At 60.7% G+C, this 18,357-nt stretch carries 17 protein-coding genes; 5 read left to right on the top strand and 12 right to left on the bottom strand.

Going from position 1 to position 18,357, the window contains the following annotated elements:
• Positions 1 to 1,011, bottom strand: coding sequence for an ACR3 family arsenite efflux transporter (gene arsB / locus SynPROS71_RS05895; protein WP_186597377.1), 1,011 nt, complete (start codon positions 1,009 to 1,011; stop codon positions 1 to 3).
• A gap of 7 nt (positions 1,012 to 1,018) precedes the next feature.
• The gene (locus SynPROS71_RS05890) at positions 1,019 to 2,389 is read right to left on the bottom strand and encodes an FAD-dependent oxidoreductase (protein ID WP_186597375.1); all 1,371 of its coding nucleotides are present in this window, start codon (positions 2,387 to 2,389) and stop codon (positions 1,019 to 1,021) included.
• 55 nt (positions 2,390 to 2,444) lie between these two features.
• Between SynPROS71_RS05890 and SynPROS71_RS05885 the strand changes: the two genes are divergently transcribed.
• Entirely contained in the window at positions 2,445 to 3,485 is a 1,041-nt protein-coding gene (locus SynPROS71_RS05885) for a hypothetical protein (RefSeq protein ID WP_255442431.1), read from the top strand.
• On the opposite strand, the gene dnaG is transcribed toward SynPROS71_RS05885, so the two are convergent.
• On the bottom strand, positions 3,431 to 5,512 hold the full coding sequence (gene dnaG, locus SynPROS71_RS05880; RefSeq protein WP_186597373.1) for a DNA primase: 2,082 nt from the start codon (positions 5,510 to 5,512) through the stop codon (positions 3,431 to 3,433). The two genes, SynPROS71_RS05885 and dnaG, sit on opposite strands and share 55 nt — an antisense overlap.
• Before the next feature lie 104 nt (positions 5,513 to 5,616).
• Between dnaG and SynPROS71_RS05875 the strand changes: the two genes are divergently transcribed.
• Positions 5,617 to 6,525 carry a DMT family transporter gene (locus SynPROS71_RS05875; protein WP_186597371.1) on the top strand — a complete coding sequence of 303 codons (909 nt, stop codon included), beginning with the start codon at positions 5,617 to 5,619 and terminating at the stop codon, positions 6,523 to 6,525.
• Here the strand turns inward: SynPROS71_RS05875 and SynPROS71_RS05870 are convergent.
• Positions 6,504 to 6,971 carry a hypothetical protein gene (locus SynPROS71_RS05870; protein WP_186597369.1) on the bottom strand — a complete coding sequence of 156 codons (468 nt, stop codon included), beginning with the start codon at positions 6,969 to 6,971 and terminating at the stop codon, positions 6,504 to 6,506. The two genes, SynPROS71_RS05875 and SynPROS71_RS05870, sit on opposite strands and share 22 nt — an antisense overlap.
• A gap of 21 nt (positions 6,972 to 6,992) precedes the next feature.
• Between SynPROS71_RS05870 and ruvA the strand changes: the two genes are divergently transcribed.
• Genes ruvA through SynPROS71_RS05855 form a run of 3 tightly spaced genes read left to right on the top strand, consistent with a single transcriptional unit; the run spans position 6,993 to position 8,369 of the window.
• Entirely contained in the window at positions 6,993 to 7,640 is a 648-nt protein-coding gene (gene ruvA, locus SynPROS71_RS05865; RefSeq protein ID WP_186597367.1) for a Holliday junction branch migration protein RuvA, read from the top strand.
• A gap of 54 nt (positions 7,641 to 7,694) precedes the next feature.
• On the top strand, positions 7,695 to 7,964 hold the full coding sequence (gene rpsO / locus SynPROS71_RS05860; RefSeq protein ID WP_186597365.1) for a 30S ribosomal protein S15: 270 nt from the start codon (positions 7,695 to 7,697) through the stop codon (positions 7,962 to 7,964).
• A gap of 27 nt (positions 7,965 to 7,991) precedes the next feature.
• Positions 7,992 to 8,369, top strand: coding sequence for a PAM68 family protein (locus SynPROS71_RS05855; protein WP_186597363.1), 378 nt, complete (start codon positions 7,992 to 7,994; stop codon positions 8,367 to 8,369).
• 37 nt (positions 8,370 to 8,406) lie between these two features.
• Here the strand turns inward: SynPROS71_RS05855 and SynPROS71_RS05850 are convergent, their stop codons facing one another.
• Genes SynPROS71_RS05850 through trpD form a run of 8 tightly spaced genes read right to left on the bottom strand, consistent with a single transcriptional unit; the run spans position 8,407 to position 18,263 of the window.
• Positions 8,407 to 11,928, bottom strand: a complete 3,522-nt coding sequence (locus SynPROS71_RS05850) for a DNA polymerase III subunit alpha (RefSeq protein ID WP_186597361.1) — start codon at positions 11,926 to 11,928, stop codon at positions 8,407 to 8,409.
• A gap of 60 nt (positions 11,929 to 11,988) precedes the next feature.
• Entirely contained in the window at positions 11,989 to 13,461 is a 1,473-nt protein-coding gene (gene gatA, locus SynPROS71_RS05845) for an Asp-tRNA(Asn)/Glu-tRNA(Gln) amidotransferase subunit GatA (RefSeq protein ID WP_186597360.1), read from the bottom strand.
• A gap of 58 nt (positions 13,462 to 13,519) precedes the next feature.
• Entirely contained in the window at positions 13,520 to 13,765 is a 246-nt protein-coding gene (locus SynPROS71_RS05840; protein WP_186597358.1) for a DUF1816 domain-containing protein, read from the bottom strand.
• Positions 13,766 to 13,820: 55 nt separating this feature from the next.
• The gene (gene rlmB / locus SynPROS71_RS05835) at positions 13,821 to 15,188 is read right to left on the bottom strand and encodes a 23S rRNA (guanosine(2251)-2'-O)-methyltransferase RlmB (RefSeq protein ID WP_186597355.1); all 1,368 of its coding nucleotides are present in this window, start codon (positions 15,186 to 15,188) and stop codon (positions 13,821 to 13,823) included.
• An 11-nt stretch (positions 15,189 to 15,199) separates the two neighbouring features.
• Positions 15,200 to 15,610, bottom strand: a complete 411-nt coding sequence (locus SynPROS71_RS05830) for a Mini-ribonuclease 3 (RefSeq protein ID WP_186597354.1) — start codon at positions 15,608 to 15,610, stop codon at positions 15,200 to 15,202.
• The gene (locus SynPROS71_RS05825; protein WP_186597907.1) at positions 15,607 to 15,996 is read right to left on the bottom strand and encodes an STAS domain-containing protein; all 390 of its coding nucleotides are present in this window, start codon (positions 15,994 to 15,996) and stop codon (positions 15,607 to 15,609) included. The genes SynPROS71_RS05830 and SynPROS71_RS05825 overlap by 4 nt, the downstream gene beginning before the upstream one ends.
• Positions 15,997 to 16,036: 40 nt before the next feature.
• A complete protein-coding gene (gene carA, locus SynPROS71_RS05820; RefSeq protein WP_186597352.1) occupies positions 16,037 to 17,182 on the bottom strand; it encodes a glutamine-hydrolyzing carbamoyl-phosphate synthase small subunit in 1,146 nt (381 codons plus the stop codon).
• Between the two features lie 34 nt (positions 17,183 to 17,216).
• On the bottom strand, positions 17,217 to 18,263 hold the full coding sequence (gene trpD / locus SynPROS71_RS05815) for an anthranilate phosphoribosyltransferase (RefSeq protein ID WP_186597350.1): 1,047 nt from the start codon (positions 18,261 to 18,263) through the stop codon (positions 17,217 to 17,219).
• Positions 18,264 to 18,357: the final 94 nt, after the last annotated feature.

Below are 18,357 nucleotides of genomic sequence, written 5' to 3'. Positions count from 1 at the left end.
TCAAACAGGGAACAGACGACGGTTGCGGTTGGCGATCGCCACCAATGACAGCATGACCGGCACTTCCACCAGCACGCCCACCACAGTGGCTAAGGCAGCGCCGGACTGCAAACCGAACAGGCTGATCGCGACAGCAACCGCCAGCTCAAAGAAATTCGAAGCCCCGATCATGGCGCCCGGTGCAGCAATGACACGCGGCTGCCCCCAGAGCCGCATCCACTGCGCCGTAATCCAGAAGATCAGATAGGTCTGCAGGATCAGAGGCACGGCGATCAGCACGATGGCCAGAGGATCCGCCAAGATCGATCCAGCCTGCACCATGAACAACAGCAGCACCGTGCCGATGAGGCACACCACGGTGAGCGGTTTCAAACGCTGCTCAAGTCTGCTGATGCGCGTTGTGTTGTTCAGAAAAACCCGAGTCAGCCAGCCGGCCGCCAGCGGAACCACAACAAACAATCCAACAGCCGCGATCAGGGTGTCCCAAGGGACAAGAACCTCACTCACCCCGAGCAGCAGGGCTGCGATCGGTGCGAAAGCAAACACCATGATCAGGTCGTTCACCGCCACCTGCACCAGGGTGTAATTGGCGTCTCCATCGCTGAGACGGCTCCAAACGAACACCATGGCGGTGCAGGGGGCCACGCCAAGCAGGATCATGCCGGCCACGTACTGATCGCCGAGTTCAGCGGGAATCCAGGCAGAGAACAGGCCGCGGATGAACAGCCAGGCCAACGCCGTCATCGTGAGTGGCTTGATCAGCCAGTTCACCGCAACGGTGATGAGCAAACCGCGCGGTTGACGGCTGAGGCCTCCGATCGCGGAGAAATCCACCGCCAGCATCATCGGGTAGATCATTCCCCAAATCAGAAGAGCGATCGGGAGGTTGATCCCGGCCACTTCAAGCGATGCGATCGCCTCCGGCAAGGCCGGGATCGCTGCACCGAGAGCGACGCCGGCAATGATCGCCAAAGCGACCCACAAACTGAGAAAGCGCTCGAAAACACCCATCAGGCTTTCAGGAGTTCGAGGGGATTGTCGCTGACGCCAGGGTCCGACACTGCTCCTCCCAGGCCTGCGCCGCCATTTGCACGGGGTCCCAGGGACTGGAAAGCGGCGGGGTGTAGCTCAGATCCAGGTCGCTGATGGCATCCACGTCCATGCCATGAAAAAGAGCGTTGGCAAACGTATCCACCCGCTTGGACACCTCCTCTCCCCAAGGCCCCATCAACTGGGCACCAAGCAGACGCCCGCCCCTGCGATCACCAGTGATCCGGAAATGAAGGCGACCAGCACCGGGGTAATAGCCCTTGTGACTCAAGCATTCAAAGGGAACCGTCAGCGGATCCAGCCCCTCCAGGCGCGCTTCCTGATCCCTGAGCCCCGTACGAGCAACGACCCGATCAAACACCTTCACCACCTGCGTACCGAGGGTGCCTGGATAGAGGCGATTCCCTCCGATGGCGTTTTCACCGGCAATTCGCCCTTGCTTGTGGGAATTGGTACCGAGGGGTTGGTAGACATTCCGCCCAAGCAGACGGTGATAAGTCTCCACACCATCACCTGCTGCCCAGATGGACGCGACTCCTGTTCGCATCTGACGATCCACCACCATCGCGCCGCCAGCACCAAGGGAGACCCCAGCGCTTTCCGCTAATTCATTGGCTGGAACCGCGCCCACAGCCAGCAACACCAGGTCTGCACTGATGCGCTGGCCGTCGTTGAGTTCAGCCTCCAGCGCCTGATGCATCTGACGGATGGCAGCCAGCCGCAGTCCGCTGCGGACAGTGATGCCTCGAGCGCGCAGTCCGTTCTGAATCACGTCTCCGAAACTGGGATGCACCGTGCGCAGAACAGCAGGATTGTGCTCAATGAGCGTCACCTGCAACCCCCTGGTGTGAAGGGCATCGGCCATTTCCAAACCGATATAACCACCACCAACGATCAGAGCCCGGCGGGGTTGCTGCTCCTCCAACACCGTCAACATGCGCAGGGCATCCCCCATCCAGCGCAGGGTGAACACCCCGGGCAAATCCGCACCTTCCAGCTCCGGCCGGCGAGAACGGGCCCCCGTAGCGAGGATCAACCTGTCGTAGGCCACTGAATCGCCATCGGCCAGATCAACACGCTGATCAGAGGGATTCACCGCGATGACGTCACAGTGCGGGCGTACCTGCAGACCGGCCGCCTGGAGGTCTGCAGAGGTGCGGTGGGCAAGCGACTGCGAACCGGTGGTTTCGCCACTGATCAGAAACGGCAATCCACAGATGCTGTAGTTGGGAAACCCATCCCGGAGCATCACGCTGATCTCAATCGCCGGATCGAGCTCCCGGATCCTGAGTGCTGCGCTGATCCCCGCATCACTGCCCCCGATCACCAGCACGTGCATGGGAGGGATTGACGCAGATAGTTCTCAGATAGCGGAACTTCACCCATGCCGACGCATGGCGGATCACATCGATCTCTTGCTAGCCACCGAAGAGAAGTGCAATTGCCCAATGCAGACTCTCGAGGAGTACTGCCGGCCGTTTAAAGGGGCTGAGACACCTTGGCCTCCACTGCCGCTGCCTGCTGACGAACGGGAGATCTGGTGGAGACGATGGCTCGAGACAACGCCAACCTCCGAGGTGTGGAACCGGCTGCGTCTTGAGCTGCCCCAGCTTCTGCTCCAACCAGGCACAGGCGTACGAGAAGGAGAGGCCTACAGACGGTTGGTACTGCAGGGGGCTGAGCCTCTCGCCGAGGACCTGAATCAGGCTCCTGTCTTGAAGGATCCCGATGGCTTGACGCTGGAGATCGCAGAGCATCCGACCGGCGCGGTCCCCGTGCTCACCCTGAAGGATCACGACGATTTCGTCCTGATCGTGCGCTGTCTTGCCTATCGCTGCGAAGACAAGCCCGTGCTGACCACGGTGCATGCCCAGGCCATCAGCGGCTTGATTCACTGGGGACTCATCCGCGATCTCAGTGCCAAGACGCGGTGCCAGATCCTGCTGCTGCATCGGGCGCCCTACGCCTCAATTCCGGCAGAGCGCAGTCCTGGCCGTCCCGACCAAGAGCGTTGGCTGAACCAATCCCAGCAGTGGAGGCGCGAACACGAGCTAGCGCACATCGCCTGCACGCGACTGGTGGGTGAGATGCGCATCAACTTGTACGACGAACTGATCGCTGATGCCCTCGGCATGCTGGCCTCCCTTGGAACCTTTGATGCCGAACTCTTTCGGCTGGCGCTTGGTTTATCGGCCGACGGCACGCCCCATGATCAGGCCAGGGCCCACGTGTACGTGTCGCAGCTGCAGCCCAACGATCGGGGTGCGGCCTGCCAGATGGTGCTCGAGCGAGCACGGGAGCTGGAGACAATGCTGCAGGCACAACAGTGGCCAGATGAAGCCATGCCCCTGCTGCAACGACTCTGCAGGAGCCGGCTGGATCAGGCGCTCATGGCCGATGCATCCGAGGCCGCAGGAGCCACGCCGTCGCCGTAACCAGCGCAGCGCTGTTGATCAAGATGCAGGATGTGGCGGCGTTCGCTGTAGTACAGCTCCTGGAATCGCAGTGCTTCGGCATTGAGGTCGTCGAACATGGCTTGAATTCGCTGCTCCATGTCCACGCCTTGGGGCTGCTGCTGCTCACGCTCCTCATCGATCAGAACGGCGATGCAACGTTCAAGCGTCTGAAGCCGCTGACCGGCCCAGGCCTCAAGCAAGTGGCGGCAGCGCTTGTTGCTTTTCTGACGCTCGAGCATGGCGGCCGTTCCCCGCAGCTGTTCCATCGGCCGAGACAGAGCAACTTTCTGAAGCTCGCCGGGTTCCAGCAAAGGAGTGAGACGTGTCACCAGGGTGCTGTTCTCCAGAAGTAGTTGATCGGTGAGCAGGCGGGGCAGATCTAGATCAGCCAGTTCGTCGCCCCGATCCTCACCGCGACTGATCGCTTCGAGGCGCACACTGCCGAGGTTCCCCTCCTCCAACTCCGTGAGGCACGACCAGAGCAGACGGTGGTGCTGCAGGGCGAAGTCCTCGAGTTCACGCTTGCGCAGTTCCTGTCGGATTGCGCCCCGGTATGAAGGGCAATGCAGATAAAGCCGCAGAATTTCCGCTTCACAACGCTCTCGCTGACTGGCTTCCCCTGACTTCTCATGACGGGCTGAGCGGCCATGCCAGCGTTGGCCCTGCACCTGCTGGCGCAAATCCTCTTCCAACTGAAGAGCCAAGCGCCCCTGGCCGCCGCTGAGGCGCTCGGACACTTGCTGGATGTAGTGGGTACGAATCGCCGACTGAGGCAACTTGCCCAGCAGTTCCACCAGAGCTGAAACGGAACGCTGGAACTGATCGGCCTTGCTGAGATCACGCCCCTCCAGCACCTGCTCGATCTGCCAATCGAGCCAGAGAGGTGCCTGATCCAGAAGAGCCCTGTAGTCGCCGGCACCTTGGCCCTTGAGGAATTCATCGGGATCTTTTCCAGAAGGAAGGTGAAGAACACGCAGCTCAAGCTGTCCCTGAAGGGCCAGCTGTTCCACCTCGCCGATGGCGCGATTGGCGGCGCGAACGCCAGCACCATCAGCATCGAAGTTCAGCACGATGCGCTTGCCATCGCAGCAGCGGCACAACTGGGTGATCTGCTGGCTGCTCAAGGCCGTGCCCAGAGAAGCCACGGAATTGGTCACGCCCGCGGCATGCAGGGCAATCACATCGAAGTAACCCTCCACCACAACGGCACGGTCGTCCTTACGGATTGCTGATGCCGCCCGATCAAGGCCGAACAAGTGCTTGCCCTTCTCAAACACCTCGGTTTCCGGAGAGTTGAGGTACTTGGGTTCGGTGCCATCAAGGCTGCGACCGCCGAAACCGATCACCCGTCCCTGGCGATCCTTGATCGGCACCATCACCCGATGCCTGAAGCGGTCATAGAAACCATTGCCACCCTTCCTGGGCACCACCAAACCCGCGGCTTCGAGATGCTCCGGATCCAATCCCTCCACCTGCTGGAGGTGCTTCAGCAGGCCATCCCACTGATCAGGCGCATAACCCAGTTCAAACTGCTCCAGGGTGGCGTCACTGAGTCCACGCTTGTCTTGTAGGTAACGCAGCGCATCAGCACCGGATGCAACCTTCAGCTGGCTCCGAAACCAACCAGCAGCCAACGCCAGCACCCGATGCAACGTGTCCCGGCGCGACAGCTGTTGTTTCAGACGCTCCTGCTGGGGACCATCGACGGTCTCCACAGGCAATTGATAACGACGGGCCAGATCCAGCACCACATCGCTGAAGCTCTGGCGCTGAAACTCCATCAGGAACTTGATGGAGTTGCCGCCGGCACCACAAGAGAAGCAGTAATAGAACTGCTTCGCTGGGGACACCGTCATCGACGGCTTGCTGTCGTCATGGAAGGGGCAGATCCCTACAAACTCTCTGCCCTTCTTCTTGAGCACAACGTGCTCACCCACCACATCAACGATGTCGGCCCGCTCCTTGACGGCCTCGATGGTTCGGGGATGCAGACGGGCACTGACCATGGGCCCATTGTGGAAGACCCGGGCGCTTGCGACGAGAAATCCGCTGAGGAAAACCGTTCGACCCGACGGGTGGCATGGTTGTCGGAGTGATTGCGGACGTGTTGATGCGGAGCCTGCTGGCAGCGATCCGCGGAACGCAGTCGCCCCATGAATGGAGAGCCTGCATCGACCTACTGGGTGCAGCACTGGCCTTCAGCCTGATGACGGTGTGCGTCAAGCACCTCGGCGGCCGTTTGCCGGTGGCGGAAATCGTGTTGATCCGATCACTGATCAGCATTGCGATCACCCTGACGATGCTCGCGCAGGCGAACGTCTCGCCCTGGGGGCATCAGCGGGGACTCCTCCTGGTGCGCGGGGCGCTCGGCACCATCGCGCTGCTGCTCTTCTTTCAGGCCTTGGCCAGCTTGCCCCTCGCGGCAGCGACGCTGATCCAATACACCTATCCCACGCTGACGGCACTCACAGCCTGGGCTCTGCTCAAGGAGCCGATCCGCAAACGCATTGGCCTGGCCATCGTGCTCGGGCTGATCGGCGTGATCCTGGTGGTCCAGCCCGAATGGATGGGGCAGGACGTCGCAGGACTCCCTGCCATGGCCGCGCTGATTGGGCTTGGGGGAGCCCTGATGACGGCTCTGGCCTACGTGAGTGTGCGCCAGCTGTCCGTCAAGGAGCATCCATTGGTGATTGTGTTCTATTTCCCCCTGGTTTCTGTGCCAGCCACGCTGCCGCTCCTTGTGAACCAGCTGGTGCTCCCGAGCGGCATGGACTGGGTCTGGCTGGTCGGGGTCGGTCTTTTGACCCAGATGGGTCAGATCTGGCTCACCCAGGGGCTGGCTGCACTGCCAGCAGCACGCGCCACATCAATCAATTACGTCCAAGTTGTGTTTGCCACCGTCTGGGGTGTGCTCTTTTTCGCAGAGCCGATCACAGGAACAGTGATTGTCGGAGCGCTTTGTGTGCTCGGAGCCACGCTGATCAGCCTGAGTGCCCGTCAGTCGATGGCGAGGGGGTAGGTGACCCAGGCCTGGGATGCACCATCGTCAGACCCGCTGGGGATCGCCAGACGCCAGCTTTCTCCCCGTTCACCCCGTTCGAGGTACAGCTCAAACGCGCTATCCACCTTGACGGCATCTCCCGGCAGACGCCAGTCGAATCGACCCGTGAGATGCATGCCTTTCTGCTCACCGATGCGGATCACGTCCTGATCTTCAAGCCGCACTCTGCTCACCTCAGGAACACCGGCCGCCTCCAGATCGAGGGAACGGGCGATGGAGGTCTGCGTGAGCTGGATCTGCTGGCCCAGCGCACTGAGCAGAACAGAGCGCGGAGGCTGATCCGAACCAACGCATGCAGACAAGCCGGCACTGATCATCAAACAAACCAGCACTGTCGCAACAGTCCGGAACAAGCGACGAAACGACACGTGCATGGAGGACAAGCTCGACAGATCAGGCAGCATGGCTTCAACAGGAACTCTCCCATGATCGGCTGGCTGCAGGGAGAACGAATCCAAAGCTGGGAGCAGGGTGGTCGACGAGGGGTGGTGATCGCCTGCGGCGGAGTCGGCTACGAGGTGCAGCTCACCTCCCGAGATCAGAACCAGCAGATGGACGGCAGCGGCTGCACACTCTGGGTGCACCAGGTGCAGCGGGACGATGGATCCACCCTGTTCGGATTCTGCGAGCAACAGGAACGCGATTTGTTCCGAACCCTTATTGGCGTCAACGGGGTTGGTCCACAGATGGCCCTGGCCTTACTTGATTGTTGCCGGGTTGAAGAGCTCGTGGCAGCGATCGTTGATGGCGACCTGAAACGCCTCACCCAGGCGCAGGGTGTGGGCAAACGCACCGCTGAGCGGATCGCTGTGGAACTGCGTGATCGCCTCGGTGCCTGGGCGCCGTTGCAGGAACCGGGCCTGTCCCTGGTGGACCGCAGCGACGTGAAGGAGGTTCCTCTCGGCGCACCATGCCTGAGAGAGCTTCAGATCACCCTCGAAACGCTGGGGTATGAGGATCTTGAAATCCGCAGGGCCATGCGGGCCGTGGCCTCAGGATCTGACGTTCCTGCAGACGATGACGGGGACGCCTGGTTGCGGGCAAGCCTGAAGTGGTTAAGTCAATCGGCGTAGGGCCCCGCGGCAGAGTAAATTGTTTGTTTGCACTGTCAGGGCCAGACGCCGCGCATGTCGCTCGATACCACCGAAAAGCAAGAACTGATCAACGCTCATCAGACCCACGCCACCGACACTGGATCGGCTGAGGTTCAGGTGGCCATGCTCACAGAGCGCATCTCGAAGCTGAGCAGCCATCTGCAGCAGAACATCCACGACTTCTCGTCCCGTCAGGGTCTTCTGAAGATGATCGGCCGGCGCAAGCGCCTGCTCGGATACGTGCGAGGCAAGAGCGAGAAGCGTTACAGCGAGCTGATCGCCAAACTGGGAATCCGCGGCTGATCCGCGGTTCCAGTTTCTCACTGAGTCATGGCCGAACGACGCGATCCCCTGCCGTTTGAACCGCGCCGATCGGAGCCCACCCCTTCGGTCAATCAACCGATCCCCAAAGATGTGGCCAATCGCATGGCTCGCAGAGTGGCCATCGCGACCGGTTTGCCTTCCTTGATGGGAATGGGCGTGTTTGTCGGAAGCTACGTGCTGGTGAGTCGCGGGATTCTTGACATCCCCCCTGGCATCACGCTGGTGACGTCCGGATTGTTTTTTCTTCTTGGCCTGGTCGGACTGAGTTTCGGGGTGTTGTCAGCGAGCTGGGAGCCCCAACCAGGGACGTTGCTTGGGATCGAGCACATCAAACCCAACTTGCAGAGACTGCGCAGTTCGATCCGAGCTCAGAAGCAGAGTTGAAATCACTCGCTTCAATCCCTCGTTTTCAGACCCAATCTCAAATCAACAAGGGGTCACTGCAACTCACCCGGAAGGAGCTCTCCAGGAGATGCTTCTGCGCAGCAGCCACATCCCGAACGCAGAACTGAGGGCCCAAGCGCACATAGCGAACATCCGAGCCCCGTCGCACCGCGGCCACCACCGGCACGCGCACCCCGAGTTCATCCTGATCGGGGCGATACGCCTGCAGGCACTCCCTCAGCTTGTGCTGAACAGCCACGTCGCTGGCCTGATCGGCATCCAGCTCCACCATTAACAGGCGCAAATCATCGATGGCGCGGCAGTCATCAACAATCAGCTGAACACGCTCGTCGCGGCGATCAACAGCGGCCCAAACCAGCAGGCGGGCTTCGGCAATCAGATGATCTGCAAGCCGCGCGTAACTCTTAGGGAAGACCACCGCTTCACAGGAGCCGGTGAGATCTTCCAGCTGAAGCACCGCCATGCGGTCACCCTTTCGCGTCGTCACCTGACGCATTTCGCTCACCATGGCAATCGCGCTCACCTTGGCCTTGTCCGCTTGCTCTTCCAGGCCAGCGAGCCCGATCGGAGCCAGCAGCCGGGCCGGGGGAGTGAGCTGCTTGAGCGGATGATCGGAGAGGTAGAACCCAACCAGATCTTTCTCAAGCTTGAGCTTTTCACTGGGGTGATAGTCCTTCACCGGCGCAGCTTTGGGCGCCAGGCTGAGATCAGAGGGTGCATCAGCCTCGCCGCCGGCAGCGCCCGCCATCAGATCGAAGAGATTGCCCTGACCACTAGCGCGATCCCGGGCACGGGAATTGGCCCAGTCCAGGAGCAGATCGAGATCGGCGATTAACTGGGCACGGTTGGCCTCTGGCTCAAGGGCATCCATGGCACCGCAATGAATCAGTGATTCAAGGCTGCGGCGATTGATCACGCTTGAGGGCACGCGATCGCACAGATCGGCGAGGGATTCAAAAGGTCCATCCGCATCTCTAGAGCGAATCAGGGCACGGATCGCTCCGTCGCCAAGATTGCGCACCGCAGAAAGGCCGAAAAGGATGCGTTGATCGCGGGGGGTGAAGTCGGTGCCCGATGCGTTGACATCTGGAGGCATCACCTCAATGCCCATGGCGTTGCAGTTGGAGATGTAACGCTGCACCTTGTCACTGGCACCGGCATTCACCGTGAGCAGCGCAGCCATATAAGCCACCGGATAGTGCGCCTTGAGATAGGCGGTCTGGTAGGTCACCGCCCCATACGCCGTGGAATGACTCTTGTTGAAGCAGTATTCAGCGAAGAGCACCATCTGGTCGAAGAGTTCATCGGCCACCTTCTCGGCCACACCACGCTCGGAGGCACCCTTCACGAAGATTCCCCGATGTTTCTGCATCTCAGACACCTTTTTCTTGCCCATGGCCCGACGTAGCAGGTCGGCTTCCCCCAGGGAGTAACCGGCAAGATCCTGGGCGATGCGCATGATCTGCTCCTGGTACACCATGATTCCGTAGGTTTCGCTGAGAATCGGCTCCAGGGTGCTGTGAGCGAAGTCAATCGCCTCCCGTCCATGCTTCCGGTTGATGAACTTGGGAATCAGGCCGGCATCGAGAGGTCCCGGGCGATACAGCGCCAGGATTGAGGAAATATCCTCCAAAGACGACGGTTTGAGATCGCGCACGATCTGACGCATCCCCGTCGACTCCAGCTGGAAGATGCCTTCAAGGTCACCCCGGGCCAGGAGATCAAAGGTTCCCTGATCCTGGGGAGGGAGCTGATCGGGATCAATTCGCTCCCCAGTGCTTTGGGCGACAAGCTCAAGGGTCTTGTCGATCATTGTGAGGTTTTTGAGACCCAGGAAATCCATTTTGAGGAGGCCCATCGACTCCACGTCCTCCATGAAGTACTGGGTGATCACCTGACCGTCGTTGTTGCGCTGCAGCGGGACCAGCTCATCGAGGGGATCCGCTGCAATCACCACACCGGCTGCGTGCACACCAAACGTTTTGTTGGTGCCCTCAATGCGCATGGCCATATCAACCCAGCGTTGGACGACAGGGTCCTTGTCGTACTTCTCCTTGAATTCGGGGTTCGGCGACTCATCACCGATCATGGCCTTGAGTTTGGCTGGTTTTCCGCGAACCACGGGGATGAGCTTCGCCAGGCGGTCGGCATCGCCGTAGGGAATATCCAGCACCCTGGCCACATCCTTGAGCACAGCCTTCGACGTCATCCGGTTGAACGTGATGATCTGCGCCACTTTTTCCTCGCCATAACGGCGCGTGACGTAATCGATCACCTCGCCCCGGCGTTCAATGCAGAAGTCGGTATCAATATCAGGCATCGACTTGCGTTCCGGGTTCAAGAAGCGCTCAAACAGCAAGCCATTGCTCACCGGGTCGATGTTGGTGATCCCAAGGGCGTAGGCCACCAGCGAGCCAGCAGCCGAGCCGCGGCCTGGACCGACAGGAATCCCCTGCTCTCTCGCAAAACGGATGTAATCCCACACCACAAGGAAGTAGGTCGGAAATCCCATCTGCTCCATGATCTGCAGCTCATGGGCGAGACGATCGGCATAGGTCTCCTCGATCGTGTCGTTGCTGGACAAGCCAAGCCGGTCACGCAGACCCTGCTCAGTCACCTCGCGCAAGTAGGTGACCGGCGTATGCCCCTCCGGAATCGGGAAGCGGGGCATCTGGTAGCGACCGAGGATGTCGTAATCCTCGACTTTCTCCGCCACGGACACGGTGTTAGCAATCGCTTCCTGCACCACAGCAGGGTCGAGGTGATCGGCAAACAACCGGCCCATCTCCTCTTCACTCTTGAGATATTCAGTGCCGGTGTAACGAAGGCGTTTCTCGTCGCTGATCAGCTTGCCCGTGAGCACGCAAAGAAGGGCGTCATGGGCTTCCACATCATTGCTGGTTAGGTAGTGGGCATCGTTCGTGGCCACCACCTGAATTCCGAGCTCCTGGGCGATCTTGACGATCTCCACATTCACGATGCGGTCTTCGGGAGAGCCGTGATCCTGGATCTCGAGATAAAAATCCTCACCGAAGACCTCCTGGTACCACCGGGCCACATCCCTTGCCACATCGGGCCTCTCGCGCATGATGGCCTGTGGAATTTCACCGCCAAGACAAGCGGTGGCCACGATCAAGCCCTCGCTGTGTTGCTTGAGCAGGTGCTTGTCGATGCAGGCGCGCGCGAAAATCCCCCGACCACGCATGCCGCGCAGGTGACTGATGCTGGTGAGCTTGACGAGATTCCGATAACCGACGGCATTCTTGGCCAGCACAACCAGGTGATAGCGGCGCTCCTTTTTGGGTTGTGGGTCATCAATGGAGCCATTGATGACATACATCTCATTGCCGATGATCGGCTTAATCCCCGCCCCCTTGCAAAGCTTCAGGAGCTCCACGGCCCCATACATCACGCCATGGTCCGTTAAAGCCAGTGCCGGCATGCCCAACGCTTTGGCACGCTCCACCATCTGGGGCAGCTGAGACGCACCATCCAGCAGGCTGTAGTCGCTGTGGTTGTGAAGGGGAACGAAAGCCATCACCACAGCCTAAGTGCCGGCGCAAGATGCAGCGGTCTTCCCGACTCACCGACACCGCATCTAGCGCATTGACCCGGGGATGAACGCCGCCTCCGGACGGGTTTTCATCACATCAGCGGCCTGTTCGTACTGATGAGCCACCTGCAAAAGGAGGGGCTCCTCCAGCACATTGCCGATCAGCTGCACCCCGATCGGCAGGCCACCGGTATCGAAGCCGCAGGGGAGGCTGATCGCTGGGAGTCCAGCGAGGTTGGCTGGAATCGTCAGCAGATCAGACAAATACATCGCCAGAGGATCATCCGCATGGGCACCGTTCTTGAAGGCCGTGCCTGGAGCGGTGGGCGTGAGCAACACGTCCACTGACTGGAACGCAGCATCAAAGTCACGCCGGATCAGCGTGCGCACCTGCTGGGCTTTCTTGTAATAGGCATCCACATAGCCCGCTGATAAGGCATAGGTGCCGATCAAGATGCGCCTTTGCACCTCACTGCCGAATCCTTCGGCACGGCTGCGGGCGGTCATGGCAGCCAATGAAGCCGCATCATCGGCCCGGTATCCATACTTCACACCGTCGTAGCGGGCGAGGTTGGCCGAAGCCTCCGACGGGGCGATCACGTAATAGGTCGCGATCCCGTCGTTAAACCGCGGACAGCTCACGTCCACCAGATCCGCCCCCAGAGCCTGAAGCTGCTGCGCCGCTGCGAGAACGGACGCTTTCACCTGAGGATCCAAACCATCCTGGTCGAAGCATTCCTTCACCAGTCCAACCTTCAGGCCTTTCACAGGACGCCCCAGTGCCGCGCTGTAGTCAGGAACGGGAGCATTGAGACAGGTGGAATCGCGGGGATCCGCGCCGGCCATCACCTGAAGCAGCTCCGCTGCGTCGGCAACGGTGTGGCTGAAGGGACCGACCTGATCGAGGGAACTGGCAAAGGCAACGAGTCCGTAACGACTGATGCGTCCATAGGTGGGCTTCAGACCGACCACACCACAGAACGATGCCGGCTGACGAATGGAACCGCCGGTGTCAGAACCGATGGAGGCCAAACACTCACCGGATGCCACCGCCGCGGCGCTGCCTCCGGAACTTCCACCGGGAACATGATCAGGATTCCAGGGGTTCGCCGTCGGACCGAAGGCGGATGTCTCCGTGGATCCACCCATGGCGAACTCATCGAGATTCGTCTTACCGAGCAAAACGGCTCCGGACGCCCAGAGGCGCTCGGTCACCGTGGACTCATAGGGAGGGACGAAATGCTCCAGCATCCGACTGGAACAGGTGGTGCGCACACCCCGCGTACAGAGGTTGTCCTTGATGGCGAGAGGAATCCCCGCGAGCGGAGGTAAGTCCTCACCGGAGGCCCTGGCTTCGTCAACGCGATCGGCATCAGCCCGAGCCCGGTCAGCGGTGACCTCAAGGAACGCATGAAGTCCAGGTTCAACCGCTTCAATCCTGGCCAGATGGTGGTCGGTGAGTTCCCTTGCTGAAACCTCTCCGCTCGCCAGTTGCTGACGCCATTCGGCGATCGCCATGGTCAGGATTTTCGTGCAGTTGAGACGCTATCAGCCAGTCGAGAGACAAAAGGTCCTTTCAGGACTGGGACTCAATCGTGAATGGCTCCGTGCGACGGCAACGGATCAATGATTTCTCGATGGCTGCAGGCGACTCCGACGCGAGGTCTGCAAGAAATCCTGGGAGGGCTTCCTCAAGACTGGAACGACGCACAAAAGGGCCATACCAATAGGTCACATCAGGACTCTTTGTCTGCACCCTGGCCCACCATGCGAGTCCTAGACCGTTGGCAAGGGAGCGCATCGGCCTGTTCAGCGGGCTCATGGCGGAGCGATGAAGTCGATGCCATTGTGCCTTGATTCAGCACTCCTGTCGGCTTTCAAAGTTCAACACTCCCATCGAAACTCGGTGTTGCCAGATCAGTCGAGCGCTCAAGTTGAAGATCAAGAACCGTTTCCTGAGCCGTCACGCCGCTGTCGGACTTGGGTGCTGCAAGCAATTTGGGGCGCACGATCTGGGGTGAAGGGTTCTGACCGCGAAGGCCTTTCATCCAGCTCCGACGGGCCACCTCATACAGACAAAGGGCGGTCGCAACCGACGCATTCAGGCTCGGCGTGATGCCTCGAAGGGGAATGCGGATCAGGTGATCGCAATGGCGGCGCGTCAACATCGACAAGCCTTGGTCCTCCGAACCGGTCACCACCACCAGCGGACCGTCAAGGTCAACCTCCTCCAACGTCTGGTCGCCCTCTTCAGCAAGACCCACCACCCGGTAGCCCGCATCTTTAAGGGTTTCCAACGATCGGTTCAGGTTCACCACCCGCGCAACGGGAAGGTGCTCGAGGGCTCCAGCCGCCACCTTGGCCACAGACCCGGTCAATCCAGCACTACGGCGCTGCGGAAGCACCACGCCATGGGCACCAAGCGCCTCTGCAGAGCGAACGATGGCACCGAGATTGTGAGGATCAGTCAGACCATCCAGTGCCAACAGCAAAGGAGCTTCTTGGAGAGCGGCACACCCCTCGATCAGATCGGCAAGATCCAGGGTGTCGGCAGCGGCGGTCTGCAGGGCGATGCCTTGATGAACAGCACCGCCGGTCATCTGAGCCAGGCGGGCCCAGGTCACCTCCTCCACCAGCACCCCGGAGGACTTGGCATCTCTCAGCAGCTGCATGAACCGCGGTGCGCTGCGCATCTCGCTGGTGCACCAGATGCGGTGAATGGGGCGACCGGCTTCCAGGGCTGCCTGGGTGGCGTGACGGCCCCAGAGAAGATCGTCGGCTACGGGATCGGCGGAGTGAGAACTGGCCTCGCCCCGGGGCTTCTCCTCAAAACGACGATCGGGGCGACCAGTGCGATCAGGACGGCCAGGGCGGTCCGATCGCTGCGGCCGGCTGCCCAGCGGCAGTGCACGGTTGCGTTCTGAGAAGCGACGGTCGTTACTGCGTTGATCGCGGCGCCCTCGTCCGGCACCGTCCAGCGAGCGCACGCCAGCACGCTCTCCGGTTCGCCTGAAATCGCGGGAATCACTGCGTGCAGGTTCCCGTCGCCTCACATCCCCGTCGTCTCGCTCACCACGCCAGGGGGATGCGTCACGCTCATCGCTGCGATCACGGCGACGCAGTCCTGCACCTCCCTCGTCCAGTCGCGACGACCTGCCACGTGGTCCTCCTCGGGACGGACGTCCGCCCCCAGGGCCTGCGCCGCGGGGAGGACGGGACGGGCGGCGGTCAAAGCGGGAGCTCATGGGATCGATGGTTATGACAGGGATGATTCGGTCTCCTCAAGGCGATCCAGAAGCTGGGCTAGCCGAGCCGGATTGTGAAGAAAGAGCCAGCCCACCATTGTCTCAAATCCCGTGGCCTTCCCATAAGCCGCAGGATCGCCACCGCGGGGCCCCTTCCCGGCACGGTTGCGGCCACGACGCACGAGATCGCACTCCAACTCTGTGAGCAGGGGCTCAAGGCGTTCTAAAGCCAGCGCCTGGGCATCAGCCCGAACCTCCGACACCACAGCGCGGTGCAGGTCTGCCGAGCGGCCCGGACGGCGACAGTGACGCAAGCGTTGATGAAGTTCCCAGACGGCATCGCCAAGCCAGGCGAGCTGGAGAGGACCTAGATCTGCGGACTGCGAAGGGAGGGCCTGCTGAAGCCGGATCCAATCACTCAAGCGGCCAGCTGGGTGAAGGCCGTCTGCAGATCGTTCACGAGGTGAAGAAACTCTTCAAGCCTGACCAGTTTCACCGTTTGGGTGACCCTGGCATTGCCCACCATCACGAAACTGCGTTTGGCGTCTTTGCACTGCTTGGCAAGCTGCACAAGAGCACCCAGACCGGATGAATCGAGGAAATCGATCTTGCTCAGATCGAGAACCGTTGGGGAGGCATTGGCCTTGAGAACATCCGCCACATAGCTGAGGAATTGCTTCTCAGAGAAGGCATCCAGCTGTCCGGTGAAATGAAAAACCAGACACCCATCCTTCTGCTCGAAGCCGCCACGGAGCGAAACAGTCAGTCGCTGGAGTTCAGTGATGGGAACAGACCCCCCGGATTGCATCGTGCGAAGTGTAGGGATGCAATCCAAGACAGACCACGGATCAGCGGCGATCCGACATCAGTGTGACGAATCGGGAGAAATGATGATCCGCGTCGTGGGGACCAGGACTGGCTTCTGGGTGGTATTGAACGCTGAAGACCGGTTGATGACGATGGGCCATCGCCGCAACCGTGCGGTCGTTGAGATTCAGATGGGTGATCTCCACCTGGTCCTGGGACAGGCTTGAAGCATCCAGAGCAAAACCATGGTTCTGGCTTGTGATCTCCACCTGCCCCGTTGTGCCGCAGGGATGGTTGAGCCCGCGATGTCCGTAACCGAGCTTGAACGTCTCACCACCGAGGGCCAAGCCGAGAATCTGATGACCGAGACAAATTCCGAATAGCGGCAGCGTTCGATGCTCCAGAAGACCACGGGCTAGATCGATGCCATGGGTCACGGCCGCAGGGTCACCGGGGCCGTTGGACAGGAAGACCCCCTCGGGCTCATGGCCCAGAACGGTCTTCAGATCCACTGATGCGGGAAGCACCGTGACAGCACAACCGTGACTCACGAGCCGATCGAGAATGGCCCGTTTAATGCCGAAATCAATCGCCACAACACGGAAGGGGCGCTCGCAGCGACTGGCTTGCAGACGGCGGTCAAACGCGACGTCACAGGTCTTCTCCCAGCTGTAGGCCGTTGGCGTGGAGACCCGATCGGCAAGATTGAGTCCCTCCATGGAGGGAGCAGCGCGAAGCTCCTCGCGCAGATCAGCGGGAGTACGCCCTGAGGAACAGATGATTCCGTTCATGGCGCCCGTTTCACGCAGGTGGCGCACCAGAGCACGCGTGTCGATTCCCTGGATACCAACCACACCCTGCTGTTCCAGCCAGGCCTGCAAACTCTGGGTTGAGCGCCAGTTGCTGGAAACCGGAGACAGCTGACGGGCAATCAATCCACGCACGTGGGCGTGATCTGCCTCCTGGTCGTGATCATTCACGCCGGTATTGCCCAGCTCTGGATAGGTGAACGTGACCAGCTGACCGGAATAGCTGGGATCCGTCATCACCTCCTGATACCCGGTCATCCCCGTGTTGAAGACCACCTCACCCACGACACTCCCCAAAGCTCCGCAGGCCAGTCCCTGGAACACGGTTCCATCAGCGAGCATCAGCATCGCCGGGTTCCCGGATGAGGCTGCAATCATTGTCGAAACGATCCCTTCAGCACGTCGCACCCCTTCATTCTTCCTTGGCGAGGGACAGCGCATCGCGCAACTGTTCAAGGCGAGACCACGGAGACCCCTGAGCAAGAACAGCGAGAGCCCTCTGGGCAGCCTGCTGGATATCGGATTCCACACCAGCCACCCAGAGCACAAGCGCTGTGTTGAACGCCACCACCTCGTTCTGCGCCTGACTGCCGCGCCCCTTCAGCAGCTCCTCAAGGATGGTCTGGTTACAGAGCAGATCACCACCGCGCAGGGCTTCGAGCGGTGCCTGATGCAAACCCAGATCCTCTGGAGCAATCCATTCCGAGCGCACATGGCCCTTCTCCAGGATGCGCACAGGATTGGGGCCGGCCAGGGATGCTTCGTCCAAACCGCCTGATCCGTGCACCACCACAGCCCGATCCTGCCCCAACGAGCGCAGAGCTTCAGCCATCGGGTCCAGCAGATCATCGGTCGCCACACCGAGCACCTGGCCATCGGGCCGCAGGGGATTGACGAGAGGGCCAAGCAGGTTGAACACCGTCCTCACCCCCAGGCTCTTGCGCAAAGGGGCGAGATTCACCAGTGCGGGATGCCAAGCAGGAGCGAACAGAAAGGTCACACCGGTGGCTGGCAAGGCCTTGACCACCTGAGCAGCGGGAGCCTTGAGATGAAGACCCAACCCCTCAAGAACATCGGCAGAACCGACCTTGCCACTCGCACTGCGATTGCCATGCTTCGCCACGGTGGCGCCGCAGGCGGCAGCGGTGAACGCCACAGCTGTGGAGATGTTGAAGGTGTCCGCGCCATCGCCACCGGTGCCGCAGGTATCCACCATGCGCAAGGACGGTCTTTCACAAGGCAGCAGGCTGGCCTGGCGCAACACAGCGGCCATCGCTCCCAGTTCGGTTCCATTCACGCCCCTGGACCGCAGGGCAGCAAGGAAGGCGCCTGTCTGAACCGGTGTGAGCTCTTCCTTAAGCCAGGCTTCCATCAGCTCTGTGGCCTCGGCATGACTGAACACACCGCCGTTGAGCAGATGATCCAGACGCTTGGACCAGGAAATGGGCGAAGAAACCATGAAACAGAGCCTGTAACGATTCACGGCGACCCGTGAACAGAAAAAAACCCGGGTGCTTGAGCACGCCGGGCCGGGTAATGGGGATCAATCCACT

The organism is Synechococcus sp. PROS-7-1, from assembly GCF_014279795.1.
Taxonomy (GTDB): domain Bacteria; phylum Cyanobacteriota; class Cyanobacteriia; order PCC-6307; family Cyanobiaceae; genus Synechococcus_C.
Note: the sequence above shows the minus strand (reverse complement) of the source record. Positions and strands in the feature narration are given on the sequence as shown.

Coding starts and splice junctions, on each gene's coding strand:
- rpsO (WP_186597365.1), top strand. CDS start 7,695: ATGTCGCTCGATACCACCGAAAAGCAAGAACTGATCAACGCTCATCAG.
- ruvA (WP_186597367.1), top strand. CDS start 6,993: ATGATCGGCTGGCTGCAGGGAGAACGAATCCAAAGCTGGGAGCAGGGT.
- gatA (WP_186597360.1), bottom strand. CDS start 13,461: ATGGCGATCGCCGAATGGCGTCAGCAACTGGCGAGCGGAGAGGTTTCA.
- rlmB (WP_186597355.1), bottom strand. CDS start 15,188: ATGAGCTCCCGCTTTGACCGCCGCCCGTCCCGTCCTCCCCGCGGCGCA.
- SynPROS71_RS05825 (WP_186597907.1), bottom strand. CDS start 15,996: ATGCAATCCGGGGGGTCTGTTCCCATCACTGAACTCCAGCGACTGACT.
- SynPROS71_RS05890 (WP_186597375.1), bottom strand. CDS start 2,389: ATGCACGTGCTGGTGATCGGGGGCAGTGATGCGGGGATCAGCGCAGCA.
- SynPROS71_RS05870 (WP_186597369.1), bottom strand. CDS start 6,971: ATGCTGCCTGATCTGTCGAGCTTGTCCTCCATGCACGTGTCGTTTCGT.
- SynPROS71_RS05840 (WP_186597358.1), bottom strand. CDS start 13,765: ATGAGCCCGCTGAACAGGCCGATGCGCTCCCTTGCCAACGGTCTAGGA.
- SynPROS71_RS05885 (WP_255442431.1), top strand. CDS start 2,445: ATGGCGGATCACATCGATCTCTTGCTAGCCACCGAAGAGAAGTGCAAT.
- SynPROS71_RS05875 (WP_186597371.1), top strand. CDS start 5,617: ATGCGGAGCCTGCTGGCAGCGATCCGCGGAACGCAGTCGCCCCATGAA.
- SynPROS71_RS05855 (WP_186597363.1), top strand. CDS start 7,992: ATGGCCGAACGACGCGATCCCCTGCCGTTTGAACCGCGCCGATCGGAG.
- SynPROS71_RS05850 (WP_186597361.1), bottom strand. CDS start 11,928: ATGGCTTTCGTTCCCCTTCACAACCACAGCGACTACAGCCTGCTGGAT.
- trpD (WP_186597350.1), bottom strand. CDS start 18,263: ATGGTTTCTTCGCCCATTTCCTGGTCCAAGCGTCTGGATCATCTGCTC.
- carA (WP_186597352.1), bottom strand. CDS start 17,182: ATGATTGCAGCCTCATCCGGGAACCCGGCGATGCTGATGCTCGCTGAT.
- arsB (WP_186597377.1), bottom strand. CDS start 1,011: ATGGGTGTTTTCGAGCGCTTTCTCAGTTTGTGGGTCGCTTTGGCGATC.
- dnaG (WP_186597373.1), bottom strand. CDS start 5,512: ATGGTCAGTGCCCGTCTGCATCCCCGAACCATCGAGGCCGTCAAGGAG.